The following is a 26361-nucleotide window of genomic DNA, read 5'->3' as shown; positions in this document are numbered from 1 at the left end:
CCGCGCCGAGCTTCGATCTCAGCCGTCACCGTCGTCCCACGCGGCCAGCGCGCGGTGCTCCGCGGCCACCGCGCGCACGTCCTCGGCGTCCAGCGGACCCGCCTCGGTGACGACCGTTACCAGGTCGGCCGGCGTGCGGTCGAACAGGGGCGCGAACCCCTCCACGCCATCGGGCGCGTCGAAGCCGGCGGACTCGGGGCGGAACTCGCCCCCTCCGGCGACCTTGTCCCGGGCGGTGACGGCGTACAGCGGGACGCCCTCGCGGGCCGCGGCGAGCGCCAGCGCGCGCGTCCCGACCTTGTTCGCGACGTCGCCGTCGGGCAGCACCGTGTCCGCGCCGACGAGCGCCGCCGACACCTCGCGTTCGGCCAGTACGGCGGCGACCGCGGCGTCCGGAAGGAGCGTCACCCCGCGGTCGGGGTCCCCGTCCGCGAGTTCCGCCGCGACGTCGCGTCCCTCCCCGCCCGGTCGTGATTCCGCGACGAGGACCGGCCCGGCGTGGACGACCAGCGTCGCCGCGACCGTCCCCGAGCGCGACAGGGTGAGGACCGGCCCGTCGAGCAGCGCGGCCGCCTCCCCGGCGGCGCGGTCGTCGACGTCCACGGCGTCCGCGATGGCCTCGATGGCCCGCTCCGCCACGGCCACGGGCGTCCGGTCTGCCTCCGCCATCACGCGGTTCACCCGGTTCGTTACCGCGGCCATCGCCGGCCTGGCGTCGCGGAGGTCGCGAGCCGTCCCCGCGACGGCCTCCCACGACGCCGCGACGGCCGCCCCGTCGCGGAGCGCCTCCAGCGCCCGGACGGAGAGGTACGAGGAGCCGTGTGTGGCGTCGCCGCGGACCGACTCGACGGTCGGACCGACGGCGCGATAGGCCTCCCACAGTTTCGGGACCGTCCCCCGCTCCAGCATCGCGGTCGCCGGCGCCCACTCGTGGGCCGAGAGCTCATCGTTTCGGGTCACCCCGCGCGTCGAACAGTCGAACAGGAACGGGTGGACGGTGAACGTCCCCGCCTCGTCGTCGACGCGAACCGCGTCCCCGGCGCGGACGAGGGTGAGGGCCCCCGGACCGATGCCGACCTCCTCCTCGACCTCCCGGTACGCGTCCTCGACCGGCTCGGCGGCGTCGCCCTCGACGTACCCCGAGACGCCGCCCCACAGGCCGCGGTACGTGCCGACCGCGTCGCTCCGGCGGACGAGCAGCACCTCTCCCCGGTTCCGGAGGAAGACTGTGACGACGTTCGCCATGGTGGCCGTTTCTACCGCGGGCAGTACGAAGGGTGTGGCGACCGTCGATGCGACGAACAGCAGTCCAGTCACTGGCGGTAGCGCTGCGGTGAGGGGTGGCTGAACCGCCGAAACGGATGAGACTGTCACATGATAGGAATTAATACAGAATAGAATGTATGAATTAAAGAGCACACCTGATGTCCCGTGTGCTCACGGCGGCCCGAAAAGAACGATCGATGGTCATCGATGGCATGGTCGGGTCGCCCGTCGTCCGGGGTCATCCGAGGGAAAGAGGGGAAACGAGTGACGGCGGGGGCGGACCTAGCACCCTTCCGCCCCCGTTCCTGACGGCGAAGGAGCCTTACGTTCTCCGTAACCGGTAGTAACAGACGGGTCTACACGGACCAATTGGCCCGAACGACCCCGATACCTCCGGTCCGATCAGTCGTCGGCCGCGGCGGCGGCGGACTCGTGTTCGATCGTCGTGCCAAGCACGTCGAGGAACTCGGCGAGCCACTCCGGGTGGTCTGGCCACGCCTGGCCGGTGACGAGGTTCCCGTCGGTGACGACGCCGTCGACCCACGAGCAGCCGGCGTTCTCCACTTCCGCGCGCACGGCGGGGTACGACGTCATCTCGCGCCCCTCCAGCACCCCGGCGGCGGCGAGGATCTGGGGGCCGTGACACAGCGCCGCGACCGGCTTGTCCTCCTCGAAGAAGTGCCGGACAGTCTCCAGTACCGAGTCGTACGTCCGCAGGTACTCGGGCGCGCGGCCGCCCGGGACGACCAGCGCGTCGTAGTTCGCGGGGTCGACGTCCTCGATGGCGGCGTCCAGCGCGAAGTCGTGGCCGCGCGTCTCCACGTACGTCTGGTCGCCGCGGAAGTCGTGGACGGCCGTCTTCACCGATTCGCCCTCGCCTTTCTCGGGGGCGACCGCGTGGACCTCGTGGCCCGCCATCTGCAGCGCCTGGTACGGGACCATGACCTCGTAGTCCTCGACGAAGTCGCCGGCGATCTCGAGTATCTTCTTGCCAGTCATACGTGGACACCTAGCAGGAACGTGCGGCTCCTGAACGATAACGGTTGTGTCAGGATGGAGTCCTCGCTGTCCGACGCAGGGTGACTGAACGGCCCGAGAACCGGGCCGAGCGACCATTCAGCATGCAGATTCGACCTCCCGGAGGGTGCGGAATGGCGACCTCCACGACTCCTCCTTCGAGGCGGCCATCGAGGGCGTCGCCACGACGGACTAGAGGGGTCTCAGCCCGTCCGAGAGGCCCTGCGAGGGTGCGAAATCCGATCCGGATTCGCGTTCCTCGACGCGAATCCGACCCAGCGAGCGGTACCGCCACCGGCGGCCTTTTGCCCCAGTCGGACGCACGTCCGGTATGGAACTGTTCGCAGTCCCCGACCTCCCCGAGGTGCGTGAGGGGGACGACCTCGCCGCCCTGATCCGCGAGCGGGTCGACCTCCGCGCCGACGACGTGGTCTGTGTCGCCTCCACCGTCGTCTCGAAGGCCGAGGGGCGGACGTTCGACCTCGCGGACTTTCCCCCCTCCCCGCGGGCGGAGGAGATCGCCGGACGGCTCGAAGCCGTCTCGGGAGACGAGAAGGACCCTCGGTTCGCCCAGGCCGTGCTGGAGGAGTCCGCCGAACTGCTGATGGAGGCGCCGTTCCTCCTCACGGCGACGCGGTTCGGCCACGTCGGCGTCAACGCCGGCATCGACCGCTCGAACGTCCCGGACGGCGACCTGCTGCTCCTCCCGGAGCGACCGTCCGAGTCCGCCGAGCGGATCCGCGAGGGGCTCCCCGCGGGCCGCGTGATCGTCACCGACACCTGCGGCCGGCCGTTCCGCCACGGCCAGCGCGGCGTCGCCGTCGGCTGGGCCGGCATGCACGCCGCGCGCGACTGGCGGGGCGAGACGGACCGGGACGGGCGCGAACTCGGCGTCACCGTCGAGAACGTCGTCGACGAACTCGCGGCCGCCGCGAACCTCCTCGCGGGCGAGGGCGACGGCGGCACCCCGGCCGTCGTCGTCCGCGGCTTCGAGTGGGGCGAGCACGGGGGCAGCGACAGCCACTTCCGCGAGGTCGAGGGCGACTTCGTCCGGCAGGCGCTCGAGGGGTGGGAGTTCGATGGTTGACGGGGACGGGCCGGAACGTGAGGGGAGTCCGGATCGCGACGGGATGCTCGGCGTCGAACTCACGCCCGAACACCCCGCGGACCGCCTCGTCGACCTCGGGGTCGCGGCCGAGGACGCGGGCTTCGACGCGGTGTTCGTCTCGCACCACTACAACAATCGCGACGCGTTCCAGGTCCTCTCGCGGCTGGCGGCCGAGACGGACGACGCCCTGCTCGGTCCGGGCGTCGTCAACCCCCTCGAGACGCACCCCGTCACGCTCGCGTCCCGCGTCGCCACGCTCGACGAGGCCTCGGGCGGCCGGGCCGTCTACGGCGTCGGCCCGGGCGACCCGTCCTCGCTCCGGAACCTCGGGCTCGCGGACGAGCGGGGGCTCCGCCCCGTCCTCGAGGCGTTCGAGGTCGCGCGGGAGCTCTGGGCCGGCGAGCGCGTCGACGGCGGCCGGACGTTCGACGCCGACGACGCGGGCCTGAACTACGAACCGCCGCAGGGGGCGGATCTCCCGGTCTACGTCGGCGGCGAGGGGCCCCACATGTGCCGGATGGCCGGCAAGCGCGCGGACGGCCTGCTGTTCAACGGCTCGCACCCGGACGACCTGGCGTGGGCCCGCGAACGCGTGGCGGAGGGCCTCGCGGACCGCTCGGACGGCGTCGACGCCGACGGGTTCGACCTCGCGGCCTACGCCGCCGTGTCGGTCGCGGCGGACGGCGAGGCCGCCCGCGAGGCCGCCCGGCCGCCGGTCGCGTACATCGCCGCCGGGGCGCCGCCGCCGGTGCTGGACCGCCACGGCATCGACCCCGAACGCGCCGGGCGCATCGGCGACGCCATCGCCGCCGGGGAGTTCTCGGCGGCGTTCGAGGCGGTGACGCCCGCCATGCTGGCGGCGTTCTGCATCGCCGGCACCCCGGCGGAGGTCGCCGACGGGATGGCGGCGGTGCTGGAGCACGCGGACTCTCTCGTCGTCGGATCGCCGCTCGGGCCCGACCTCGAGGAGGCGATCGGACTGGCGGCCGAGGCGGCGCCGTAGGTCGGCGGGTCGGTTCGGCGGCGCCGGGTTCAGCGCCGCGGCGGGGCCTCGCGCGGCCCGCGACCCGGCGACGGGAACGGCACGCCGAGTTCCCGGACGAGCGCGCCGAACACGAGGTAGCCCACGAACCCGACGCTGAACGCGATGACGAGCGCCCCGAGGAGCGACGAGACGAGCGCGATCGGGCCGCCGGCCGCGACGTCGACGGCGATGATGCGGAACATCTCGAGGACGCTGGCGCCGAGTTCGACGAGGAAGTCGATGACCGTGACCATGTGCGGGGTTCGGCCCGTCCGGACTTCAGCGTTGGTGCTCCCGCGGGCCGGCCGTTCGGGGGATGAGGGTTCGGTTCGTCGTGGGGCCGTTCCCGGAAGCCTCCGTAGCGGTCGACTCGCTACTTCGGGCGGACGACGCGGCACGGTTCCCGAAAGGGGCCGCGGCTATCGGGTCGCCACTCGCCGCTTCGCGGTCCACGTCGCCCGACCTCCCGCCTCGATCGAACCGCCAGCCCGCATCGAGGATCCCGACGAGAGGGCGAAACCCTTTCGCCCCTCCCCCACCGGTCCACGAACATGGTAACGGGCGCGCCGGCGAAGATGCTCGACCGCCGGGAGGAACTCACGCCCATGCTCGCCCAGTACGTCGACCTCGCCGAGGAGTACGACGACGCGGTGCTCCTCTTCCGCGTCGGCGACTTCTACAAGGCGTTCTGCGAGACGGCCGACGAGGTGGCCCGGGTCTGTGAACTCACGCGAATCGAGCGCGAGGACTCCACGGGCACCTACACCGCCTGCGGCATCCCCGTCGACAACGCGGCCAAGTACCTCGACCGGCTGCTCGACGCCGAGTACCGCCTCGCGGTCGCCGACCAGGTCGAGGACCCGGAGGAGACGAACGGGCTGGTCGACCGGGCGGTCACGCAGGTCATCACCCCCGGTACGGTCGTCGACGACGAACTGCTCGCGGCCGGGTCGAACACCTACGTCGCGTGTGTGACGCGGGGCGGGGGCGCGGACCACCCCGATCCGGAGTTCGGCCTCGCCCACGTCGACGTCTCGACCGGCGAGTGTGCCGCCACCGCCGGGTCGCTCGCCGACGTGCGGGAGGAGCTCGCGCGGGTCGCTCCCGCCGAACTCCTGACGGGGCCCGACGTCGACGCGGGCGGCGACGACCTCGCCGAGGGCGCGATGACGACCGACTACGATCCCGACGCCTTCGCGCCCGACGCCGCCCGCGAGCGCCTCACGGCCTACGCCGACCCCGCCCGCTTCCCGCCTGCCGCCGCGACCGCCGCCGGCGCGCTGCTCGCGTACGCCGAGTGGGCCCAGGGCGACGACGGCCCGCTCGGGCACGTCAACCGCGTCCGGCGGTACGACCCCCGGCGCACCCTGCGGCTCGACGCGACCGCGCTCCGCGGGCTGGAACTGTTCGAGACCCACGCCGGCGACGGCGCGTCGCTGTTCGACACGCTCGACGAGACGCGCTCGGCCCTGGGCCGCCGACGGCTCCGCGCGTGGCTCCGCCGACCCCTGCTCGACCGCGAGCGAATCGAGGCCCGCCACGATGCGGTCGAGGCGTTCGCCGAGCACACGCTGGCCCGCGAGGCGGCCAGGGACCTGCTTGGGGAGGCGTACGACCTCGAACGGCTGGTCGGGCGCGTCACCCGGGGCCGGGCCGACGCGCGCGACCTGCGGTCGCTGCACGCGACGTTCGAGGCCGTCCCCGAGCTCCGGGACGCGCTCGCCGACGCCCCGGAACTGGCCGCCCTCCGCGAGTCGCTCGACCCCATGGCGGACCTCCGCGAACGGGTCGACGCCGCCGTGGTCGAGGACCCGCCGACCGACGTCACCGACGGCGGGGTCGTCCGCGACGGCTTCGACGCCGACCTGGACGAGGTGCGCGGGGTCGCCCGCGAGGGCCGCGAGTGGGTGGCGAACCTGGAATCCGCCGAGCGCGAGCGGACCGGCATCGACAACCTCGACGTCGGCTACAACCAGGTCCACGGCTACTACATCGAGGTGACGAACGGGCAACTGGGGAAGGTGCCCGACGACTACACCCGCCGCCAGACGCTGAAGAACTCCGAACGCTTCTACACGCCGGAACTGAAGCGGCGCGAGGACGAGATCCTCGGCGCAGAGGAGCGCGCCGACCGCCTGGAGTACGAACTGTTCACGGACGTCCGGGCCGACGTGGCCGCCGAGGCCGAACGAATCCAGAACCTCGCGGACGCGCTCGCGCGCGTGGACGCGCTCGCCGCGCTCGCGACCGCCGCGGTCGAGCGGAACTACGCCCGTCCGGAACTGGGCGCCGACGGAGCGTTCGTCGAGGGCGGACGCCACCCGGTGGTCGAGCGCACCGAACCGGAGTTCGTGCCGAACGACGCCGACCTCCCGAAGGGAACCGTCGCGCTCGTGACCGGCCCGAACATGAGCGGGAAGTCGACGTACATGCGACAGGTCGCGCTCTGTGTCGTGCTCGCGCAGGCCGGGTCGTTCGTCCCGGCCCAGTCGGCACGCCTCCCCGTCGTCGACCGGGTGTTCACCCGCGTCGGCGCCAGCGACGACATCGCGGGCGGCGAGTCCACCTTCATGCGCGAGATGCGGGAGCTGACGGATATCCTCCACGACGCGACCGACGACTCGCTGGTCGTGCTCGACGAGGTCGGCCGCGGCACCGCCACCACCGACGGCCGGGCGATCGCCCGCGCCGCGGTCGAGTTCCTCCACGACGAACTCGGCGCGACGGCGCTGTTCGCGACCCACTACCACGACCTGACGGAACTGGCCGACGAGCGCGAGCGCGTGCGGAACCTCCACTTCGCGGCGACCCGCGAGGGCGGGGACGTGACGTTCCTCCACCGGGCGAAGCCCGGCGCGGCGGCGGCCTCCTACGGCGTCGAGGTCGCCGAACTCGCGGGGGTCCCCGACGCGGTGGTGGAGCGTGCGCGGACGCTCGTCGCCGAGGGCGCGGACGGCGGCGACGTCGCGAACGGCGGCTCGCCCGACGGCTCCTCCGACCCGGTCCAGCGCACCCTCGACGACCTCGGGAGCGCCGAACCGGGTCGGACGGGCGTCACGGACCCCGGCGACTCGACCGACGCCGAGCGCGAGACGCTGGCGGCGCTCCGCGGGGTCGACCTCGCCGAAACGACGCCCATCGAGGCGCTGAACCGCCTGAACGAGCTCCAGCGACGGCTGGAGGAGGACGCCTGAGGATGTCCGAGCACCGGGAGGGTTCGAGCGAGGGCGGACGCGGCCCGGGGGCGGTCCGCGAACTCGACCGCGCGACCGTCGAGCGCATCGCCGCCGGCGAGGTGATCACCCGCCCGGCGCGCGTCGTCGCCGAACTCGTGGAGAACGCGCTCGACGCCGGCGCGGAACGGATCGACGTCGAGGTCGACGGCGACGGAACCGACCGGATCCGCGTCGCCGACGACGGGCGCGGGATGGCCCGGGAGGACGCCGTCCGCGCGGTCGAACCGCACACGACGAGCAAGATCCGGGACGCCTCGGACCTCGCGAACGCCGACAGCCTCGGCTTCCGCGGGGAGGCGCTCGCGAGCGTCGCGGACGCGGGCGCCCTGGAACTGACGACGACGGCCGAGCGCGAGGACCTCGGGACCCGCGTCCGGGTCGCCGACGGGGATACGTCGGTCGCGGACGCCGGACGCGCCCGCGGCACGACCGTGGAGGTGACGGACCTGTTCGCCGACCGGCCCGCGCGCCGGGAGTCGCTCGCCTCGCCGGCCCGCGAGTTCGGCCGGATCTCGGAACTCGTCGCCGACTACGCGCTCGCCCGGCCGGCCGTCGCGTTCTCGCTCGTCCACGACGGCCGCGAGACGCTCCGGACGCCCGGAACGGGAACCACCGACGCGCTGGTGGCCGTCTACGACCGCGAGGCCGCGGGGCACGCGACGGCGTTCGACCACCGGGCCGACCTCGGCTCCGGGGGCGGGGCGAGCGGTGGAGAGGGCGGGAACGGCGCGGGGTGTGGGAAAGAGAGCGCGAACGACGCGGCAGTCGAACTCCGCGCGGAGGGCGCGCTCGTCGCCCCCGCGGTCACCCGCTCGACCCGCGAGCACGTCCACCTCGCGGTCAACGGCCGGCCCGTGGCGAACGAGCGACTCCGCCGCGCGGTCGCGTCGGGCTACGGCACCCTGCTCCCCTCCGGACGCGAACCCGTCGCCGTCGTCCGCCTCTCGCTGCCCCCGGGGTCGGTGGACGCGAACGTCCACCCGGCGAAGGAGCGCGTGGCGCTCCGGGACGCGGACGCCGTCGCGGAGGCGGTCGAGACCGGCGTCCGCGACGCGCTCACCACGGCGGACCTCCGGCGCTCGGGCGAGGTGGCGATGGACCTCGACTCCTCGCTCGCGCCCGCGGCGGGCTCGGACTCCGACTTTGCGGACGCGTCGGTGCTCGGGCAGTTCCGCGACCTCTACGTCCTCTGCGAGGCCGACGACGGACTGCTCGTGATCGACCAGCACGCGGCCCACGAGCGGGTGAACTTCGAGCGCCTGCGGGACGCGCTGGCCGACGAGGCCGTCCCCTCCGCGGCGGTCGACCCGGCCGCGACCGTCTCGCTCGACCCCGGAGCGGCCGCCGCGGTCGAGGAACACGCCGACGCGCTCCGGGAGCTGGGCTTCGCGTTCGAGCGGTTCGGCGGGAGCACGTACCGCGTCACGGCCGTCCCCGCGCCGCTGGGTCGCGTCGCGGGCGCGGACGCGCTGGGCGAGGCGGCGTCGTCGCTGGCGCGGGGCGAGTCGGACCCGCGGGAGGCGGCGCTGGCGGACCTCGCGTGCCACCCGTCGCTGAAGGCCGGGGACGCGCTGGACCGCGAAACGGCGGGCAGGCTCGTCGAGCGCCTCGGTCGATGCGAGCAGCCGTACGCCTGCCCGCACGGCCGGCCGACGGTGCTCACCCTCGGGGAGGCGACGCTGGCCGACGGCTTCGAGCGCCACGGCGGTCGGCGGTAGCGACCGTTACCACTCCTTGCAGTCGGCACAGACGTAGGCGCCGTCCTGGCGCCACCGCGTGGTGACCGTCTCCTCGCAGGCCGCGCAGTCGGCGCCGTCGGGCGACCAGTCGTAGGTCGGCTCCGCGGGGTCGACGGATTCGGGGTTCGTCGGGGGTCGCTCGTCCTCGCCGACCCCGTCGTTCGGCTCCGGGTCGGGAGCCGGTTCGCCGGACTCGGCCGGGTCGGCGGCGGCGTCCCCGCTCCCCCCGGCGTCGAGGAAGTCGTCGAGCGAGTGGTCCCCCGTCACGGTCGGGCGGAGGGGGGCCGCGGACATAACTCCGGCGCGATGGTTTCGTACGGTTTCGATGGACGGCCGGAACGGCTCGAACGCTTCCGCCGCTGTCGGCTCGGTGGTTGGTCCGGTCGTGCCACGGACCCCGAAATCCCCCGCGGCCCCTTTCAGTCCCCCCTGCCGGACGGTCGACCGAGCGACCCAGGCTCGACTCCCGTTCGTGACCGCGGTGGGGAGCCCCCGGCAGGTCGCCCGGACGGTCAGCGGCGATCGGGTCGGTAGCAGGGATGGCGCGGGTCGGCAGCAGGGGTGGCGCGCGTTGATCGCGCGCGAGGGATGAGCACCGCAGCGACCGGAGGGAGCGAGGAGCGCAATCGGCCAGGGAGGCTGGTGGACGCCGGTGGGCAAGCGGTAGTGGTCTGCCTCTTCCACCAGCCGACCCGAGCGAAAAGCCAGTCCGGAGACATTAGCGAGCGAATCGGCTGGGGAGGCTCACGCGAGCGAGCCTGCGAGCGAGGGTGATGGTTCGAGACGGCTGTGCCGTCTCGTCACTCCGCGAATCGGAGATTCGCTGAGGCCGCGAGAGCGAAGCTCTCGCCCGCTGCCGAAGATCGGAGGGTTTCGCGCGGTTCCGCGGAGCGCGCTCCGAGGTGACTGGTGGACTCCACCGTGCAAGCAGTGGCGGTCCGCCTTTCACGGCCGGACTAACGACGCGACGGACCGAACGAACCGCACCACGACCACCACCTCCGTGAATCGACCTAATCCGCCGTGTTCCCGTCCGCCTCGGACTCGACGCCGGCGGTCGGCGCCGCGTCCAGCGCCCACTCCTCGCCCGATAGCAACGAAGCGGGCACTGCCACGGACTCGCCGTCCAGCCCCTCCGCGTACTCGAAGGAGTACGTCGGCGGCTCGAACTCCGCGGGCGAGACCAGCGGCTCGTTCTTCCGGAAGCGCCGCGCGGCCAGCAGCACCGGCGTCCGACCCGCCGCCGTCCCCGGCACCTCGCGGATCTCGTCGAGGCGGTACCACTGGGGCAGGCGTTCGCGCAGTTTCTCGCCGAACCGGGTGTCCCGGAAGCGGCCCGAGACGACCGCCGAGAGGACCCCGTTCTCCGCGAGCCAGTCGGTCGCACGCTCGACGTACAGCGCGGAGGTGTCGTAGGTGTAGTAGGCCGCGTCGTACTCGGCGTACGCCTCCGCGGCGGGCCCCTCGGCCACGTCCCGCCGGAGCCGAGCGGGGAACCGACCGACGACGTACGCGAACTCCTCGCTCTCGAGCGGGTCCGCCCCGCCCGCCTCGTTCGGCGCGCCGAGCGTCGTCTGTTCGTCCGGGTGCACCAGCGGGTCGGTCAGGTGGACGCGCAGGGGGTCGAGGGTGAACCCTGACTCCTCCCAGCGCGCCTCCCGGTAGTCGTCCAGCAGGCGGAGCAGCAGGCGGGTCTCGGTCACGCGACACGAGAGCGGGTCGGGCGTGGCGCCGACGAGTCGCTCCCGGATCACACGCAGGCGGTCGCGGGGGTCCGACGGCTCGGGGTCGCGGGGGTCCGGGTCGACGCCCGATCCGGTCCCCGCGTCCGCCCCGCCGGTCCCCTCGCGGACCCCTCCGCGCAGTCGCTCGGCCGCGGCGAGGAGGTAGCGGCCGTCGCCGACCGCCGGGTCGAGCAGCGCGCCCTCGCCCGCCGGGAACGCGGTCCGGCCGAGCGCCTCGTCGGGGAGCGGGTCGTTCGGATCGAGGTCGATCCCGGGCAGGTCGAGCACGCCGAGCAGGCGGTCGTAGGCCGCGGCGGCCCGGCCGCCGTCGACGTCGAAGGCGAAGTGGTCGAGGTACCAGACGACCCGCGAGAGCGCCTCCACGACCGCGTCGTTGTCCAGCGCCCAGTCGCAAAGCGGCGGCGCCCGGCGGTCGTAGAGGTCCTCGAACGACTCGCGGGCGACCAGCAGCAGGTCGCCGGCGTCCCGGTCGACGTCGAACGAGTCGGCGAACGCCTCGAACCGCTCGACCGCGTCGCCGGTCAGCGTCTCCTCCCGGAGGTCCATCCCCTCGGCGACCCGGACGAGGAACGCCTCCTCCAGCAGCGAGAACGCCGCGACGCGGACGAACGCCCGCTCGTTCTCGGAGGGCGTGAACCCCGTGCGACCCGCGCCCCGGACCCAGGTGCCGTAGGCGGCCCGGAGGTCGCTGACGGCCTCGCCCGCCCCGTCGCGCCGGTGGTCGAGCAGGCGCAGGCGGGCCGGCGCGGCGGCGGTGTCGTCGCCGGGGCCGCGGAGCGCCGCGTCGACGGCCGCCTCCAGGGCGGCCTCGCGGTCCTCGTACTCGTCGGTGCGCTCCCGGACGTCCGCGAACGCCTCCTCGACGGCCGGGACGAGCACGTCCGTCAGGCAGTCGCGGAGCGTCCCGACGAGCGTCCCCTGCCCGTCGTCGTCCGCGACCGAGTGACGGTCGGGCGCGTCGAACTCCTCGTAGCGCTCGGCGGCCGACAGCTCGTCGGGCCGGAGCGCCGTCAGCTTCGCGACGGCGAGCTGCTGGCCCGGCCGGAGCGTCTGGGAGAGCCGTCCCTGCCGGCCGGCCGCGACGACCTCGGCGAGCGGGACCTCGGTGTGGACGGTCGCGGCGACGCCGTGGCGCGTCTCGGCCTCGCCGTCGGCCTCCTCGGGGGAGACGCGCTCGTAGGCGACGAGCCGCTCCGGCGAGGCGGCGACGACGTACTGCACGTACGGCTCGTCGCCCGCGGCGGCGAACGCGGCGTCCGTCGCGGCCTCGAGGCTCCCCTCGTGGCCGACGGCCGCGACCGTGGCGGCGACGTTGCCGGCGTCGTCCCGGAGGCGCGCGACCGCGCGGTTCCGAACGTAGCTCGATTCGTCGTAGCCGAGCACCCCCGCGAAGAGGTGCTCGCACAGCGCGGCGGCGACGGATTCGGCCGCTGCGGACGGTCCGAGCCCCGCCTCGACCCGGTCGCACGCCTCGACGACCCGTTCAACGAAGCCCTGACCGTATGCTCCCTGCGACATGACACACCAGTGAATCGGATAGCTCTCCCCGCCGGAGGTACCTAAAGGTGTCTCCGCGGAATCGCGAGACAGCGCGGCGTCCGACGCCTGTCCGCCGCGCGTCTTCCCGTCGATCGGCGGCCGAGGTTGCAGCCCGGTTCGGGTTGATTCGACCGACGACGTGGGGGAAAGGTGGAACGTCGGCGCGCGCGACGCGAGCCCCGAAGGGACGAGGCGGCGCGCGCGAGAGGGGCAGGAAGGAGCGCGACGGGGGCGCGAACGAAGCGAGCGCCCGAGGATCGCCGAGCGGGCCGGGGGCGGCCGTGGCCGGAACCGTCCCGTCGACCGCCGTGACGGCCGTACAGGTGCGACGAGCGCACCACTCGCCCGTCAGACCGCTCGGATCGGCGGCAGAGTTAGGTCGGGGCGGTCCGTGTCACCGCGTGTGAACGACGCCCTGCAAGCCGCGGTCCGGGGGGTGCCCGGAGTCGCATGAGCGACGTCGACGCGGACCTCGACGGACGAACCGCCCTCCCCGTCGACGAGGCGGCCGACCTCGTGTCGCGGGTCGCCGACAACGTCCGGCGCGTCATCGTCGGCAACGACGCCGCCGTCGAGCACATCCTCGTCGGCGTGCTCGCCCGGGGTCACGTCCTGCTGGAGGACGTCCCCGGCGTCGGCAAGACGATGCTCGCGCGTTCGCTCGCCCGGTCGGTCGACTGCGAGTTCCGTCGCGTGCAGTTCACGCCCGACCTGCTGCCCTCCGACGTGACCGGCGTGAACGTGTTCAACCAGAAGACCGGCGAGTTCGAGTTCCAGCCCGGGCCCGTGTTCGCCAACGTCGTCCTCGGCGACGAGATCAACCGGGCGCCGCCGAAGACCCAGTCGGCGCTGCTGGAGGCGATGGAGGAGTCGCAGGTGACCGTCGACGGCGTCACCCGCGCGCTCCCGGAGCCGTTCACGGTCATCGCGACCCAGAACGACGTGGAGCCCGGCCGGACCTACGAGCTCCCGATGGCGGAGATCGACCGGTTCGCCAAGAAACTCCGGCTCGGCTACCCGGACGAGGCCGACGAGACGGAGATGCTCGGCCGGACCGCCGGCGAGCACCCCATCGAGTCGCTGGACGCGGTGGCGACCGTCGAGGACCTCCGGCGCGCCCGCGAGGCGACCGGGGACGTCGCGGTGAGCGAGCCGGTCCGCGAGTACGTGACGCGGCTGGCGACGTACACCCGCGAGAACGCACGGCTCGGGGTGAGCCCCCGGGGCAGCATCGCGCTCGTCAGGACCGCCCAGGCCCGCGCGGTCGTCGACGGCCGCGACTACGTCGTCCCTGACGACGTCCAGACCGAGGCGCCCTCCGTGCTCGCCCACCGCATCCGGCCCCGAACCGGCAGCGAGACCGGCGCCGACGTCGTGACGGACGCGCTGGACGCGGTGCCCGTGGAGTGAGCCGATGCGGCTGACGGGACGCGGCTGGGCCGTCGTCGGCGCGCTCGCGCTCGCCGGGGTCTCGGCCGGACTGTTCGGCCCGCGTTCGCTGAACGCGGTCGTCGTCCCCGGGCTCGTCGCGCTCGCGGCTGGCTACCTCCAGCTTCGGCGGTTCGAGCCGCCGGCGGTCGCCCGCGAGACGCCGCCCGACGCCCACGTCGGCCACGAGGGAACCGTCCGGCTCTCGTTCGGCGACCCCGGCGGCCCCCGTCCGGGTCCCGGGACGGGGCTCTCCCGGCCGTTCGCCGGCGAGGTCCGCGAGACGGTGGGTGACGGGCTGACCGCGGAGTCGACGACGTTCGAGACGGTCGTCGGCGCCGAGCCCGTCGAGTACGGCGTGCGCTACGGGGCCCGGGGGAGACACGTCCTCGGCCCGGCGACGGTCACGGCCCGTGACCTGCTCGGCCTGGTGGAGACGGACGTACCGACCGCCGGCGTCGCGGAGGTGCTCGTCTACCCGCGCGTCCACGCCATCGCCCCGCGGGCCCGCCGCGACCTCCGCGCGCTCCACGAGACGGGCGTCCACGAGGAGCGGCGGGAGTTCGACCGCCTGCGCGAGTACGACCGCGGCGACTCGCTGCGGGACATCCACTGGAAGTCGACGGCGAAACGCGAGGACCTCATCGTGAAGGAGTTCGCCGCCGAGGCCGAGGCCGAGGCCGTCTCGCTCGCGGCGGGCGCCGCCGCGGCGCCCGACGCCGCCGACCGGATGGCCGAGGCCGCGGCGAGCATCGCGCTCGCGCTCGTCGAGGACGGCGTCCCGGTCGACGTCCACCTGCCGGACGGCAGCGTGACGGCCGGCCCCGACCGCGGGGGGAGGGTGCGCCTGCTCGAGCGCCTCGCGCTCGTCGGGCCCGGCCGGGTCGCGACCGAGGAGGCCGACGTCACGGTGTACGGCGGGGCCGACGGCGTGCGCGTCGCCGTCGGCGACGAGGAGCTGGAGTTCGAGGAACTCGTCGGCACCTACCGCCCGTCCTACGCCGTCGTCCGCGAGGCGGAGGGGGAGGTGGCGGCGTGAGCGGGGGAACCGAGGGGCTCCGTTCGATGGGAAGCGGCGGGGGTGGCGGGAACGGCGCGGCCCACGAAACCCCGGCGCCGGACGAACACGACTCGTGGCGGTCGGTCCGGCACCCGGCCGCGCTCGGCGTCCTCGCGGCCACCCTCGCGTTCGCCTCGGTGTTCTACCACGTCCTCGACGTGGTCGGCGGCGCGGGCCTCCTGATCGCCGAACTGCTCGTCACGGTCCTGCTCGCGACCTGGCTCGCCGGGTTCCTCCGCGAGCGGACCGCGGTCGTCCTCTCGCTCGCGGCGCTGACGGCGGCCCTGGTTGCGTACTTCTACTCGGTGCCCGAGAGCGCACGGGCGCTGTTCACCGTCTCGCGGGTCGCGGCCGACGTGCTGGCGCTCGTCTCGGGGCTGTCGGTGCTCCGCCTGCTGAACGTCGGCACGTGGGCGCTGCTGCTCGCGCCGGTGCCGACGTTCCTGACGTGGTATCTCGCCGCCCGGGGGCGGTACGTCCAGGCGTCGCTCGTCGCCGCCCTCACGACCGGCTTCTTCGTCTTCACCGGCGACGCCGGGGCGGCCGCGACGGTCGTCTGTGCGGCCGGGGTCACCGTCGCCGTCGCCGTCGCCGGACTCGCCGGCGCCGGGCGGCGGGGGCTGCTCGCCCAGCTCGACACCGTCACCGTCGTCGTCGCCGCGATGGTCGTGCTCACCTCCGTCGTCACGGTCGTCCCGGGCAGCGCCAGCGACCCGGTGTTACCCGGCGCCGGGAACCCGTCCGTGGAGTCGAGCCTGGTGACCAACGGCGACCGGGTGACGGTCCTCGGAAGCATCGAACTCTCCCCCGAGGTGCGGTTCGTCGTCGAGGCGAACCGCTCGGAGTACTGGCGGGTCGGCTCGTACGACCGCTACACCGGCGAGGGGTGGGTGCGGACGGGCGACGCGAGCCCCTACGACGAGCGTCGGCTCGAGGACCCGCCCGGCGAGTCGGTGCCGATCAGACAGCGCGTGACCGCCCGGTCCTCGCTCGACGCCATGCCCGCGGCGTGGAAGCCGGTCTCCGTGAGCGGCGACCCCGCCGCGGTGACCCAGGTGACCGGACAGGACGGCCTCCGGCCGGGGACGACGCTGCTCGAGAACGACACCTACGTCGTCACGAGCGAGGTGCCGGCCGCGAGCGCCGGCGAACTCCGGCGCGCCGGAACTGACTACCCGGACGAGGTGTCCGCACGCCACACGCAGCTCCCCGGGAGCACGCCCGAGCGCGTCGACGAGCGGACCCGGGAGGTCGTCGACGAGTCGGGTGCGGACAACCCGTACGACGCGGCGGTCGCCGTCGAGCGGTATCTTGAGTCGAGCAAGGAGTACTCGCTGGACGTGCCGCCGCCGTCGGGCGACACCGCGGACCGGTTCCTCTTCGAGATGGAGGAGGGCTACTGCGTCTACTACGCCTCGACGATGGCCGTGATGCTCCGCTCGCAGGGCATCCCCGCCCGGTTCGTCACGGGCTACACGCCCGGCCAGCGGGTCGCCGAGGAGGAGTGGGTCGTCCGCGGGCTCGACTCGCACGCGTGGGTCGAGGTGTACTTCCCGAACCACGGCTGGGTCCGGTTCGACCCGACCCCGAGCGGGCCCCGCGAGTCGACCGAGACCGACCGGATCGAGGAGGCCCGGGCCGAGGGCGCCGGGAACGTCGACTCGGACGGCTCCGAGGACGGGAGCTACGAGACGCCGACGGCGACCCCGGACGGGACGGGAACCGAGGAGGGGAACGGGACGGACGAGCCGACCACGCCGGGCGACGCGCCCGGGCCGGATCCGGAGGCACCCGGCGGGGGCGCCGTGCCGAACTCGACGCCCGCCGGCGCCGGGCCGGTCGGCCCGGACGGCGAGGGCGGGAGCGGCGACGGCGGGGGCGACGACGGGGACGGCTGGCCGCCCGACCGCGGGGACGTCGTCGTCGGCGCGGCGCTGCTCGCCGGCCTCGTCGCGGGCGCCCACCGGACCGGCGTTCCCGGGCGCGCGTACCGCGTCGCGTGGCTGCTGTACCAGCCCCGGCGGGACGCGAACTCGGACGCAGTTCGTGCGTTCCGCCGGCTGGAGCACCTCGGCGCGGTCGCCTACCGGGCGCGCCGACCGGGCGAGACGCACCGGGAGTACCTCGACGCGCTCGCGGCCGCCGAGTTCGACGAGCGCGTCCGCGTGGTCGGCCGGGCGTACGAGCGCGCCCGGTACGGCCCCGGCACGAGCGACGCGGAGGCGGCGGACGCCGTGGACGCGACGGACGCGCTCGTCCGCCAGTACGCCCCGGTGTTCCGCCGGTTCGGCTCCTGAGCGGGGGTCGGTCTCCCCGCGACCCGAGGCGTCCGGGGGGAGCCCGTCTCCCCCGAAGTGGCCGAAGACGCCGCCGCTGGGCGCGACAAGTGGCAATACCCGACACTGTTTAATACGGTGGTCCTGTAGGTTCGGCTGGAAATGTCCGAGGTATGCTCGACGTGCGGGTTGCCTGAGGAGCTCTGCGTCTGCGAGGACGTCGCCAAGGAGTCCCAGGAGATCACGATCCGCATCGACGAGCGCAGGTACGGCAAGGAGGTAACGGTCATCGAAGGCTTCGACCCCAAGGACGTGGACATGAGTTCCCTGTCCAGCGACCTGAAGTCCAAGTTCGCCTGCGGCGGCACGGTGGAGGAGCAGTCCATCGAGCTGCAGGGGAACCACAGCGGTCGCGTCGAGGACTTCCTGCGCGAGAAGGGGTTCAACGTCGCGTGACCGGTACCTGACTAGCCGCCCGCCCGCACGTTCTTCCGTTCTCCGCCGCTCGCGAGCGGCCGCGACGCCGCTCGCGAAGCGACCACGTGGTTCCCAGTCGGCAACGTATATTCCGGCGCCGACCGAAACGACGGTCGAATGCGCGTCCGGACCGTCGCCGTCGTCGTCCTCCTCGTCCTGGCGAGCGTTGCCCCGGCCGCCGCGACCTCGTCGGCCACCGCCCCGGCGGCCGCGGCGCAGTCGGCCACGACCCAGTCGACCGTCGTCCGATCGGCCGCGATCCGGTCGACCGTAGCCCGATCGGCTCCGACCCGGCCGGCCGCGACTCGCGTGGAGTCCCCTCGGCCCGCGACGAGTTCGGCGACGCCGACCCGGTCCGTGGAGGCAGGGAGCGACGACGTCGGCCTCACGAGGACGCTGTCGTTGACGCCCGAGCGGCCCGGAGAGATAGACGTCGTCGTCCGCTTCTCGATCCCGGACCGCGTCTCCGAACTCCGGACCACGCTCCCGCCCGGGGCGACGGTCCGCTCGGCGTCCGGCTTCGCCGCGGGCGACGGCGGGAACGAGTACGAGTGGGACGGCCGAACCGACTCCCCGAGGCTCGCGTTCCGGGTCCCGGTGAACCGGACCGCGGAGTCCGGTCGGCTGGCCGAGGACCCGCCGGTCGGCGCGGCGGTCGACGTGCGGCCGGGAGCCCACGAGGGAGGAGCCGTCGGACCCGCGGATAGCCACTCGGCGGACGACGGGTACCTGTTCGCCGACGTGGGGCCGTGGGCGCTCGTCCAACCCCCGCAGGTCGGCGTCGGCTGGCGGTACACGGGCGACCCGCCCCGGCTCGACCGGCGGACGACCGTCGACGGCGAGGGCGCCGTCCGCGGCCGGATGGCGTTCCTCGGCGAGCACGAGACGTACGTCCGCGAGGCACACGGGCAGACGTTCCGGCTGGTCGTCCCGGCGGCGGCCGACATGGCCGAGGACCCGGAGACGGTGCTCGACGCCGTCGCGAACGCCTCGGACGCGCTCAGGGTCGGCGACCGCGACGACGAGGTGCTGCTCGTCGCGGCGCCCTCGGGCCCGGACTGGGTCGTCCGCGGCCTCCAGACCGGGGAGGCGGAGGCGTGGGTGCGGGCAGACGAACGGCTCGCCACGCCCGAGAACGTCTGGCTCCACGAGTACGTCCACACGAGACAGGGGTTCGAGACGACGGACGGGACCCGCTGGCTCCTCGAGGGGAGCGCCCACTACTACGCCGCGCTGCTCGCGCTCGAGGGCGACCTGGTCGGGTTCGACGAGTTCGCCACCTACCTCGCCGCCGGCGAGCGGCGGCCGTACGCCGACGCCGTGCTGGCGGAGCCCGGCACCTGGGCCGGGGGCGCGAACTACGTGAAGGGCGGGCTCGTGGCCGGGGAACTGGACCGTCGCATCCGCGTCGAGACCGACAGCGAGGCGACGCTCGGGTCCGTGCTGGCGCGGCTGAACGCCCGGGACGGTCCGGTCACGGCCGACGGGTTCCGGCGCGCCGTCGACGAGGCGGGCGGGAGGCCGGTGGCCGACGACGCCGACCGATACACCGCGACCGAGGCGGTCCCGGGGATGTGGGAGCGGCCCGCCCACGACGAGGCGTTCGGGCGGCTCCCGGCCCGCGTGACCGTCACGCCGCCCGACGACGCCGACGTGAGCGGGCCCTACCGGAACGGCAGCCTGACGGCCCCGCCATCGATCGCGGCCGGCGAGACGCTGACGCTGCGGCCGACCGTCGGGAACGTCGGCGGCACGCCGGGGGAGTTCGAACTGGCGCTCCGCGTGGACGGCGAGCGCGTCGACGCCGCGACCGGCCGGCTCGACCCGGACGAGACGGCGACCGTCCCCCTCTCGCACACCTTCGACGCGCCGGGCCGGTACACCCTCTCGGTGGGGGACCGGCAGTACGAGGTCCGGGTGAGCGAGCCGGCGACGCCGACGGTCGGGACAGTCCGGGCGAACCGGACGACCGTCGCGCCGGGCGAGGCGGTCCGACTGACCGCGACGGTCCGGAACGACGCGTCCGTCCCGGCCGACGGCGAGGTGCCCGTCGTGATCGACGGCGAGACCCTCCGGACCGAGACGGTCCGACTCGCGCCGGGCGGGGGCCGCGAACTCTCGGTCGTCGTCCGGTTCGAGGCGGCGGGCGAGCGTCGGGTCGCGTTCGGGGACCGGTCCGCGACGGTGACCGTCGACCGCGGCGACGAGGGGACCGACGTGACGACGCCGGGGTTCGGGACGTTCCCGACGGCCGCGGCGCTCGCGGCGCTGACGGCACTGCTCGCGTCCCGGTTCGGGAGGTCGTCCGGACGCGGGGGCGAGGGTGGCCGCTCAGAACGGTGACTCGGGCCCCTCGTCGGCCTCGCGCTCGGGGGCGTCGATCTCGAGGTCGCCCTCCCACTCGCTGAGGCCGCCGGCCATGCTCTCGACGGTCGCGTCGGCGGTGCCCTCGAAGGACTTGACGAGTCGGGCGGCCTGCACGCTCGCCTTCCCGTGCGGGCAGACGGTGACGATGCGGTCGGCCTCGCGCAGTTCCTCGACGCGGTCGGGCAGGTCCGCGAACGGGACGTTCTCGGAGTCCGGGATGTGCCCGCCGGCGAACGCGCGCGGGGACCTGATGTCCACCACGCGGACGTCGCCGTCCTCGTCGACGAGTCGCTCGACGTCGCCCGGGGAGACTTCGCCGTCCATGGACGGATGCAGTCGCCCGGGGACGAAAAGCGCGTCGGCGACGGTTCAGCGGTTCGAATGGGAAGGGAGGTCAGCGGTGGGAGTGAGTCGGGAGGTCGGCAGCGGACGACCGGCCGACGGTGGATGCGCGTGAGTATGGGGTCACCAGCCACGTAGCGCGCGAGGCTCACGCGAGCGACCTTGGGAGCGAGGGTGAGTTCTGAGGGGCTCGGAGCTCGCTCCGCTCGCTGCGCGTCTCGTCCCTCGCGCGCGTTGCTCGCGCCACGGGGGCGCTCGCGTCACGCGTGCCAGTCGGCTAGGGCCCACCGCGACAGGGCACGAAGGCGGAGTCGCGACGAACACGACGAACTGCGACCGTCACAGCCGATGGCCGCTGTCCTTATCAATCGGTCAACCGTACCCCCCCGCGTGACAACTCCGAGCCGTGCCGTGTCGGGGGGTGAGGACGCGGACGAGGAGTCGGTACGCGACGGGGACCGGGGCGTGGAGGTACGGCCGGCGACTCGCGCCGATCTGCTCGCGGTGTATCGCATCGAGAAGTCCGTGTTCGCCCAGCCGTGGCCGTTCGCGGCGTTCGAGAAGCTGCTGGACGCCCCGGCGTTCCTCGTCGCGGACGGCGGCGAGGCGGAGCTGTCGGTCGGGGCCGACGGCGTCGCCGCCGGCGACGTGCTCGGCTACGTCGTCGGCGACGTGACGCCGAACCACGGCCGCGACATCGGCCACGTGAAGGACATCGCCGTCCGCCCCGACGCGCAGGGGGACGGGCTGGGCCGGCGGCTGCTCCGCGAGTCGCTCCGGGAGCTCGCGGTCGCCGGCGCGACCGTCGTGAAACTGGAGGTGCGCGAGTCGAACCACCGGGCGCAGACGCTGTACGCCGACGAGGGGTTCGAGCCGGCGCGGCGGATCCCCCGCTACTACGCCGACGGCGAGCCGGCGTTCGTGATGGCGCTCGACCTCGGGTCGTGGGCCGGGGGCTGACCGGTCCGACGCGGCCGCGCGGCCCCTCCCCCGACCGAACGGGAAAGAAGCAAAACACGTTAACCACCGGGGGTGCAATTGCCGGGGAGTAACCGACGCGCGCGACGACCGAGACGGACGAAAAGAGCCGGTTCGTGGCGTCTCGCGCCGGTATAGGTGGGACACATCGACATGAACGACACGACACCCGAGGTGGAGAACGTCCTCCTCGTCACGGTCGACTCGCTCCGGGCCGACGCGCTCGGCGGCGCCCGCACGCCCGTCGTCGACGAGCTCGCGGCGGGGGGGACGACCTTCGAGAACGCGTTCGCGACGGGGAACTGGACCCCCTTCTCCTTTCCGGGCATCCTGACCTCCCGGCCCGTCTTCGCCGAGGGGCCCGACATCGGCACCCCGTCGACGCCGACGCTGGCCGAGGCGCTCGCGGACGCGGGGGTTCGGACGGGAGGGTACAACGCCGCGAACGGCTTCCTCACCGAACACTGGGGGTACGACCGCGGCTTCGACGAGTTCGAGTCGTTCGTCGGCGACGCCTCCAGCCGGTACAGTCGGTACCTCGCGGCCCACCCGACCGTGCAGGGCTGGCTCCAGCTGCTCCGCTCGCCGTTCCGTCGGGCCGCAGCGAAGCTCAGCCGCTCGGACGACGGGCGGCCGTTCGCCGACACCTCGAAGATGCTCGACGTGGAGCGGGGCGCCATCTCGTTCCTCGAGGGGGCGGACGGGCCGTTCTTCCTCTGGGTCCACTACATGGACCCGCACACGCCGTACGTCCCCGCCCCGCGATACCTCCGTCAGGTCTCCTCGGACCGCCTCGGCACGGGGCGGATGCTCCGGGCGCACGTCCGGACCGGGCTCGGCCGCGCGGTCGGACCGCGGACGCTCGCGGACCTCCGGACGCTGTACCACGGCGGGGTCCGGCAGGTGGACGCCAGCCTCGGTCGGCTCCGCGAGGCGCTTGCCCGGGCGGGCCACGCCGACGACACGGCCGTCGTCTTCGCCGGCGACCACGGCGAGGAGTTCCAGGAGCACGGCCACCTCGCCCACTACCCGAAGCTGTACGACGAACTGATCCACGTTCCGTTCGTGGTCGACGTGCCCGGCGCGGAGTCGCGGACCGTCGAGCGCGCGGTGGGGCTGGACGCCGTCCCGCCCACCGTCGCGTCGCTGCTCGACGTGTCCGGTCCGGACGCGTGGGAGGGCGAGGACCTGAGCGGCGTCGTCCTCGAGGGGCGAACCGACCCGGGGGCGGCCGTGAACGGGACGGGAGCGACCCGGGACGGAAGCGACGGCGGCGCGGGCGCCGACGCGGCCGGCGAGCCGGTCGTCTCGGTCGCGGTCCGCGGCGAGGACGTGACCCAGCAGCCCATCCCGCGGTCGCTCGCGGAGGGGGACCTCCTCGTCTCGGCGCGGACGGCCGGGTGGGTCTACGTCGAGAACACCGAGACCGGCGTCGCGGAGCTGTACGACCGGGAGGCGGACCCCGAACAGGGCCGGGACCTCCTCGCGGAACCGGACGCCGACAGGCCCGAGGTGCTGACGGAGCTGCGGGGGGCCGTCCGCGAACACGCCGACCGGATCGGGGGCGACGGGGGGAGAGACGGGGGGGAACCCCGCGCCGGATCCGAGGGCGGGGAGGAGGACCTCGACTCGGCGATCGCCGACCGTCTGGACGCGCTCGGCTACCGGTGACCGTCGACTGATGGCGACACCGACGACGAGCATCGACTCGAGCACGGTCGGTCGCCTCGCCCGGTTCGTCACCGTCGGGGCGAGCGCGGCTGCGATCCAGACCGCCCTGCTGTGGGCGTTCGTGGAGTTCGGCGGGCTGAACTACCTCGTCGGCGCCGCGATCGCCATCGAGATCACCATCGTCCTCCAGTACGTCGCGAACAACGCCTGGACGTTCAGCGCCTCCCAGCACACCGGCCGGGGCGAGTACCTCCGCGGGCTGTTCCGGACGAACGTCGTCCGGGGGTCGGCGATCCCGATCCAGCTCGGACTGCTGGCGGGGTTCGTCCAGTGGGTCGGCCTCGCGTACGTCGTCGCCAACCTCTGTGCCATCCTCGTCAGCGGGGTGTACCGCTACCTGCTCGACGCGCGGTGGACGTGGCAGTAGGCGGAGGGAACGAGGGGCGAGTTTTCGCGGTCCAGTTCTACGGCGATTAGGAGGACGTGCGACGAAGGGGATCACCCGGCACGGCGCGCGGCCGAATCGCGCGAGGGACGAGCACCGCAACGCGAACGCGGTGAGCGTGAGGAGCGCAATCGGCTGGGGAGGCCGTGGGTGCGGTCGGGCGGGACTGAAAGGGGCCGCGGCTTTCACGGGCGCTCGCGCCCGTGAACTCGGGAGAGCTTGCTCTCCAGTCGCTCGGCGAAGCACGGGCGGTCGAGCACCACAGGGCGCGAGCCGACGGCGAGCGCCCGAGGAGCGCAGCCGGCCGCGCGAGCCGAGAGCCGCGGGGGCTTTCGGAGCTCGCTGCGCGACGAACGGACCGACTTCGGAGCCGAAAACGACGAGAGCGATCGAGGCGCACCCACTGACCTCGAACGGAGGCGATCGAATCCCGTCGTTCCACTCGAAACCGGACGGCAGGGATTATCCCGCCGCGCCGCCCACACCCGGACATGGGATACGCCTGCCCCGTCTGTGAGGTGCCCCAGCGCGACGGGGAGCACCTCGCGAACCACCTCGCGTTCACCGCGATGCTCCGGGAGGACGACCACGAGGCGTGGCTCGACGAGCACGTCCCCGGGTGGGGCGACGAGACGCCGGGCGAACTCGCCGACCGCGTGACCGAGCACGCCGAGGCGGCGGAGTTCGACGAGGTGTTCGAGGACACGACCGGCGAGGGCGGCGGACACGAGCACGCCCACGGCGACGCGCACGGCCACCAGCACGGCGCAGAGGGCCACAGCGACGCCCGGACCGCCCCGGGCGGGCGCGGTCCGGCCGGGTTCGAGCGGATGGCGGAGGGGATCGCCGACGAGGCCGTCGAGTCGGTGCTCGAGGAGGCCCGGGAACTGACCGGAGAGATGTACGGGGGCGAGGAGAAGCCGGGCGGCACGGAGGACGCCGGCGGGGACGCGGCGGCCGCCGAGGACGACGCGAGCGAGGACGTCGGCACGGGCGACGCGGGCGACGACGACGCCGGGGACGACGCCGAAGGGAACGACTCTTGATTCGGCCCTCCCGAAACCCGCACATGGACACCGAGGGGAGCCTGGCGCCCGAGACGCCGGCCGAGGCCCGCGAGGAGTACGGGGCGCTCGCGCCCGCGGCGAAGGTCGCCGTCCGGGAGGCCGCGAGGGCGATGGAGTTCGACCGCGAGGAGTACGCCGAGCGCGTCACCGGCGAGGTGGTCGGGACGGTCCGGGACGCGCTGTTCGCGTCGCTGCTCCGCGTGCACGTCGGCACCGGGGAGGAGTTCGACGCGTGGCTGGACGACCACCCCGGGTACGAACCGGACGTCGCCGGCAGCGAGAACGTCGAGCGGGTCGTCTGGCACCCCGTCCCGTTCGCGGGCGAGGGCGGCGTCGCCGTCGCGGCGACGTTCCACGACGAGCGGGAGGCCGCGCTCGGGACGCTCCGCCGGCGGGCGTTCGGCCGAGTGTACCGGGAGCACCTGCCCGCGAGCGGGGACGGCGAGGGGGACGCCGGACCCGAGCGCGGGGGCCCCGAGGCGTAACCTGTTTCCACCGACCCCCCGAAGCCGGGGTATGCGACCCATCGCGCGGAACGGGCTGCTCCTCCTCGTCGGCGTCGTCCTCGCGCTGCTGGCACTCGGGGCGCTCCCGCAGTTCCTCGCCGCGGGCGACCCCTACTACCTGACCGCGAACGAGGCCGAGGACGGTCCGGCCGTCGACGCCGCGAACCTCTCGGAGCGGCAGTACCCGCACCTCCACGAGGCGCTCGGGAGCGACGACGGGCGGTCCTCGGCCTACCGGCGCGGGCCGGTCGGCCTGAAGGAGGCGTTCACGAACTCGCCGTTCGACGAACTCCGCTCCGTGCGGGAGTTCGCGCCCCCGGGCGCGACGGACGGCGACGCCGCGTTCGTCGAGCACGAGGGAACCCGCTACCGCGTGGAGGTGGTGCAACCGTGAGCGACGAGAGCGACCACGACAGCGAACGCGACCCGACCGAACCGCCGGCGTTCGGCGACGGGAGGCGGCACGACTGGCCCGGCGAGCCCGAGTGGCCGGTCGTCGAGAGCGCCGTGGAGTACGAGACGGGCTGGGTGACCGCCGGCTACGATCTCGTCGAGCAGCCGAACGGCACTCGGAAGAAGTACTACTGGGCCGAGCTCGCGAGCGCCGTCGTGGTCGTCGCCCGCGCGGACGACCAGCTACTGTTCGTGGAGCAGTACCGGCCGACCATCCGCGAGACGCAGCTCGAGCTCCCGGCGGGCATCGTGGAGGCCGGGGAATCGTACACCACGGCCGCCGAGCGGGAACTCCGCGAGGAGACCGGTTTCGCGGCGGGAAGCACCTCCCTCCTCCAGGAGTTCTGGTGCTGTACCGGCCTGCTGCGGCACCGCCGGGCGTTCGTGTTCGCCGAGGACCTGACGCCGGTCGAGCGGTCGCTCGACGAGAACGAGTTCCTCACGCCGCGGGCCGTGCCGGTCGAGGACGCCGTCTCGGTCGCGCGGGCGGGGTCGACGAACGACGCGACGGTCGAGGGGGTCCTGCTGGCGCGCGAGGCGGAGCTACTCCCGGAGCGGAAATAGGGGAGAATCGGGAGCCGTGATGCGGCCCGGCGTCACCGGGTCGCTCGGCTCGC

General features: G+C 73.9%; 22 protein-coding genes. 16 read left to right on the top strand and 6 right to left on the bottom strand.

The window, feature by feature from the left end; all coding sequences use genetic code 11:
• Positions 1-18: 18 nt before the first annotated feature.
• Together HUG12_RS05625 and HUG12_RS05620 are read right to left on the bottom strand one after the other, a co-directional pair.
• Complete coding sequence (locus HUG12_RS05625; RefSeq protein WP_179267824.1) at positions 19-1245, bottom strand: NUDIX domain-containing protein; 1227 nt, start codon at positions 1243-1245, stop codon at positions 19-21.
• A 423-nt stretch (positions 1246-1668) separates the two neighbouring features.
• A complete protein-coding gene (locus HUG12_RS05620) occupies positions 1669-2265 on the bottom strand; it encodes a DJ-1/PfpI family protein (protein WP_179267823.1) in 597 nt (198 codons plus the stop codon).
• 349 nt (positions 2266-2614) lie between these two features.
• Between HUG12_RS05620 and HUG12_RS05615 the strand changes: the two genes are divergently transcribed.
• Together HUG12_RS05615 and HUG12_RS05610 are read left to right on the top strand one after the other, a co-directional pair.
• Positions 2615-3370 (top strand): coenzyme F420-0:L-glutamate ligase, encoded by a 756-nt coding sequence (locus HUG12_RS05615; RefSeq protein WP_179267822.1) that lies wholly within the window; start codon positions 2615-2617, stop codon positions 3368-3370.
• Positions 3371-3413: 43 nt separating this feature from the next.
• Positions 3414-4394, top strand: coding sequence for a 5,10-methylenetetrahydromethanopterin reductase (locus HUG12_RS05610; protein WP_179270578.1), 981 nt, complete (start codon positions 3414-3416; stop codon positions 4392-4394).
• 29 nt (positions 4395-4423) lie between these two features.
• Here the strand turns inward: HUG12_RS05610 and HUG12_RS05605 are convergent, their stop codons facing one another.
• Positions 4424-4669 carry a hypothetical protein gene (locus HUG12_RS05605; protein ID WP_179267821.1) on the bottom strand — a complete coding sequence of 82 codons (246 nt, stop codon included), beginning with the start codon at positions 4667-4669 and terminating at the stop codon, positions 4424-4426.
• A 297-nt stretch (positions 4670-4966) separates the two neighbouring features.
• Between HUG12_RS05605 and mutS the strand changes: the two genes are divergently transcribed.
• Both mutS and mutL read left to right on the top strand, forming a co-directional pair.
• Positions 4967-7609 carry a DNA mismatch repair protein MutS gene (gene mutS, locus HUG12_RS05600; RefSeq protein ID WP_179267820.1) on the top strand — a complete coding sequence of 881 codons (2643 nt, stop codon included), beginning with the start codon at positions 4967-4969 and terminating at the stop codon, positions 7607-7609.
• 2 nt (positions 7610-7611) lie between these two features.
• Positions 7612-9369, top strand: coding sequence for a DNA mismatch repair endonuclease MutL (mutL, locus tag HUG12_RS05595; RefSeq protein WP_179267819.1), 1758 nt, complete (start codon positions 7612-7614; stop codon positions 9367-9369).
• A gap of 6 nt (positions 9370-9375) precedes the next feature.
• Here mutL and HUG12_RS05590 read toward each other — a convergent pair whose 3' ends face one another.
• Complete coding sequence (locus HUG12_RS05590; RefSeq protein WP_179267818.1) at positions 9376-9657, bottom strand: DUF7573 domain-containing protein; 282 nt, start codon at positions 9655-9657, stop codon at positions 9376-9378.
• A gap of 746 nt (positions 9658-10403) precedes the next feature.
• Positions 10404-12653: a hypothetical protein gene (locus HUG12_RS05585; protein WP_179267817.1), complete on the bottom strand. Its 2250-nt coding sequence runs from the start codon at positions 12651-12653 to the stop codon at positions 10404-10406.
• Positions 12654-13124: 471 nt separating this feature from the next.
• Between HUG12_RS05585 and HUG12_RS05580 the strand changes: the two genes are divergently transcribed.
• The 5 genes from HUG12_RS05580 to HUG12_RS05560 all read left to right on the top strand — a co-directional run bounded on the left by HUG12_RS05580 (position 13125) and on the right by HUG12_RS05560 (position 20258).
• The gene (locus HUG12_RS05580) at positions 13125-14084 is read left to right on the top strand and encodes an AAA family ATPase (RefSeq protein ID WP_179267816.1); all 960 of its coding nucleotides are present in this window, start codon (positions 13125-13127) and stop codon (positions 14082-14084) included.
• 4 nt (positions 14085-14088) lie between these two features.
• A complete protein-coding gene (locus HUG12_RS05575) occupies positions 14089-15141 on the top strand; it encodes a DUF58 domain-containing protein (protein WP_179267815.1) in 1053 nt (350 codons plus the stop codon).
• Entirely contained in the window at positions 15138-17459 is a 2322-nt protein-coding gene (locus HUG12_RS05570; protein ID WP_281362331.1) for a transglutaminaseTgpA domain-containing protein, read from the top strand. The genes HUG12_RS05575 and HUG12_RS05570 overlap by 4 nt, the downstream gene beginning before the upstream one ends.
• Positions 17460-17600: 141 nt before the next feature.
• Positions 17601-17894: a stress response translation initiation inhibitor YciH gene (yciH, locus tag HUG12_RS05565; RefSeq protein ID WP_179267814.1), complete on the top strand. Its 294-nt coding sequence runs from the start codon at positions 17601-17603 to the stop codon at positions 17892-17894.
• Between the two features lie 138 nt (positions 17895-18032).
• A complete protein-coding gene (locus HUG12_RS05560) occupies positions 18033-20258 on the top strand; it encodes a hypothetical protein (RefSeq protein WP_179267813.1) in 2226 nt (741 codons plus the stop codon).
• Here HUG12_RS05560 and HUG12_RS05555 read toward each other — a convergent pair.
• On the bottom strand, positions 20247-20606 hold the full coding sequence (locus HUG12_RS05555; RefSeq protein ID WP_179267812.1) for a rhodanese-like domain-containing protein: 360 nt from the start codon (positions 20604-20606) through the stop codon (positions 20247-20249). The genes HUG12_RS05560 and HUG12_RS05555 overlap by 12 nt on opposite strands.
• A 408-nt stretch (positions 20607-21014) precedes the next feature.
• Here HUG12_RS05555 and rimI point away from each other — a divergent pair, with 408 nt between their 5' ends.
• The 7 genes from rimI to HUG12_RS05520 all read left to right on the top strand — a co-directional run bounded on the left by rimI (position 21015) and on the right by HUG12_RS05520 (position 26308).
• Complete coding sequence (gene rimI, locus HUG12_RS05550) at positions 21015-21584, top strand: ribosomal protein S18-alanine N-acetyltransferase (RefSeq protein ID WP_394354277.1); 570 nt, start codon at positions 21015-21017, stop codon at positions 21582-21584.
• Positions 21585-21755: 171 nt separating this feature from the next.
• The gene (locus HUG12_RS05545; protein WP_179267810.1) at positions 21756-23273 is read left to right on the top strand and encodes a sulfatase; all 1518 of its coding nucleotides are present in this window, start codon (positions 21756-21758) and stop codon (positions 23271-23273) included.
• Positions 23274-23283: 10 nt separating this feature from the next.
• Positions 23284-23700 (top strand): GtrA family protein, encoded by a 417-nt coding sequence (locus tag HUG12_RS05540; protein ID WP_179267809.1) that lies wholly within the window; start codon positions 23284-23286, stop codon positions 23698-23700.
• 509 nt (positions 23701-24209) lie between these two features.
• Positions 24210-24764: a DUF5810 domain-containing protein gene (locus tag HUG12_RS05535; protein ID WP_179267808.1), complete on the top strand. Its 555-nt coding sequence runs from the start codon at positions 24210-24212 to the stop codon at positions 24762-24764.
• A gap of 23 nt (positions 24765-24787) precedes the next feature.
• The gene (locus HUG12_RS05530; RefSeq protein WP_179267807.1) at positions 24788-25270 is read left to right on the top strand and encodes a DUF5809 family protein; all 483 of its coding nucleotides are present in this window, start codon (positions 24788-24790) and stop codon (positions 25268-25270) included.
• Between the two features lie 31 nt (positions 25271-25301).
• Positions 25302-25685, top strand: a complete 384-nt coding sequence (locus tag HUG12_RS05525; RefSeq protein WP_179267806.1) for a hypothetical protein — start codon at positions 25302-25304, stop codon at positions 25683-25685.
• Entirely contained in the window at positions 25682-26308 is a 627-nt protein-coding gene (locus HUG12_RS05520) for an NUDIX hydrolase (RefSeq protein WP_179267805.1), read from the top strand. Before HUG12_RS05525 ends, HUG12_RS05520 begins: the two co-directional genes overlap by 4 nt.
• The last annotated feature ends 53 nt before the right edge of the window (positions 26309-26361 follow it).

Source organism: Halorarum salinum, assembly GCF_013402875.1.
Taxonomy (GTDB): Archaea; Halobacteriota; Halobacteria; order Halobacteriales; family Haloferacaceae; genus Halorarum; species Halorarum salinum.
Note: the sequence above shows the minus strand (reverse complement) of the source record. Positions and strands in the feature narration are given on the sequence as shown.

What these genes read in the sequence shown, in the direction of transcription:
- HUG12_RS05625 (WP_179267824.1), bottom strand. Translation starts at nt 1,245, where the DNA reads ATGGCGAACGTCGTCACAGTCTTCCTCCGGAACCGGGGAGAGGTGCTG.
- HUG12_RS05620 (WP_179267823.1), bottom strand. Translation starts at nt 2,265, where the DNA reads ATGACTGGCAAGAAGATACTCGAGATCGCCGGCGACTTCGTCGAGGAC.
- HUG12_RS05615 (WP_179267822.1), top strand. Translation starts at nt 2,615, where the DNA reads ATGGAACTGTTCGCAGTCCCCGACCTCCCCGAGGTGCGTGAGGGGGAC.
- HUG12_RS05610 (WP_179270578.1), top strand. Translation starts at nt 3,414, where the DNA reads ATGCTCGGCGTCGAACTCACGCCCGAACACCCCGCGGACCGCCTCGTC.
- HUG12_RS05605 (WP_179267821.1), bottom strand. Translation starts at nt 4,669, where the DNA reads ATGGTCACGGTCATCGACTTCCTCGTCGAACTCGGCGCCAGCGTCCTC.
- mutS (WP_179267820.1), top strand. Translation starts at nt 4,967, where the DNA reads ATGGTAACGGGCGCGCCGGCGAAGATGCTCGACCGCCGGGAGGAACTC.
- mutL (WP_179267819.1), top strand. Translation starts at nt 7,612, where the DNA reads ATGTCCGAGCACCGGGAGGGTTCGAGCGAGGGCGGACGCGGCCCGGGG.
- HUG12_RS05585 (WP_179267817.1), bottom strand. Translation starts at nt 12,653, where the DNA reads ATGTCGCAGGGAGCATACGGTCAGGGCTTCGTTGAACGGGTCGTCGAG.
- HUG12_RS05580 (WP_179267816.1), top strand. Translation starts at nt 13,125, where the DNA reads ATGAGCGACGTCGACGCGGACCTCGACGGACGAACCGCCCTCCCCGTC.
- HUG12_RS05575 (WP_179267815.1), top strand. Translation starts at nt 14,089, where the DNA reads ATGCGGCTGACGGGACGCGGCTGGGCCGTCGTCGGCGCGCTCGCGCTC.
- yciH (WP_179267814.1), top strand. Translation starts at nt 17,601, where the DNA reads ATGTCCGAGGTATGCTCGACGTGCGGGTTGCCTGAGGAGCTCTGCGTC.
- HUG12_RS05560 (WP_179267813.1), top strand. Translation starts at nt 18,033, where the DNA reads ATGCGCGTCCGGACCGTCGCCGTCGTCGTCCTCCTCGTCCTGGCGAGC.
- HUG12_RS05555 (WP_179267812.1), bottom strand. Translation starts at nt 20,606, where the DNA reads ATGGACGGCGAAGTCTCCCCGGGCGACGTCGAGCGACTCGTCGACGAG.
- HUG12_RS05545 (WP_179267810.1), top strand. Translation starts at nt 21,756, where the DNA reads ATGAACGACACGACACCCGAGGTGGAGAACGTCCTCCTCGTCACGGTC.
- HUG12_RS05540 (WP_179267809.1), top strand. Translation starts at nt 23,284, where the DNA reads ATGGCGACACCGACGACGAGCATCGACTCGAGCACGGTCGGTCGCCTC.
- HUG12_RS05535 (WP_179267808.1), top strand. Translation starts at nt 24,210, where the DNA reads ATGGGATACGCCTGCCCCGTCTGTGAGGTGCCCCAGCGCGACGGGGAG.
- HUG12_RS05530 (WP_179267807.1), top strand. Translation starts at nt 24,788, where the DNA reads ATGGACACCGAGGGGAGCCTGGCGCCCGAGACGCCGGCCGAGGCCCGC.
- HUG12_RS05525 (WP_179267806.1), top strand. Translation starts at nt 25,302, where the DNA reads ATGCGACCCATCGCGCGGAACGGGCTGCTCCTCCTCGTCGGCGTCGTC.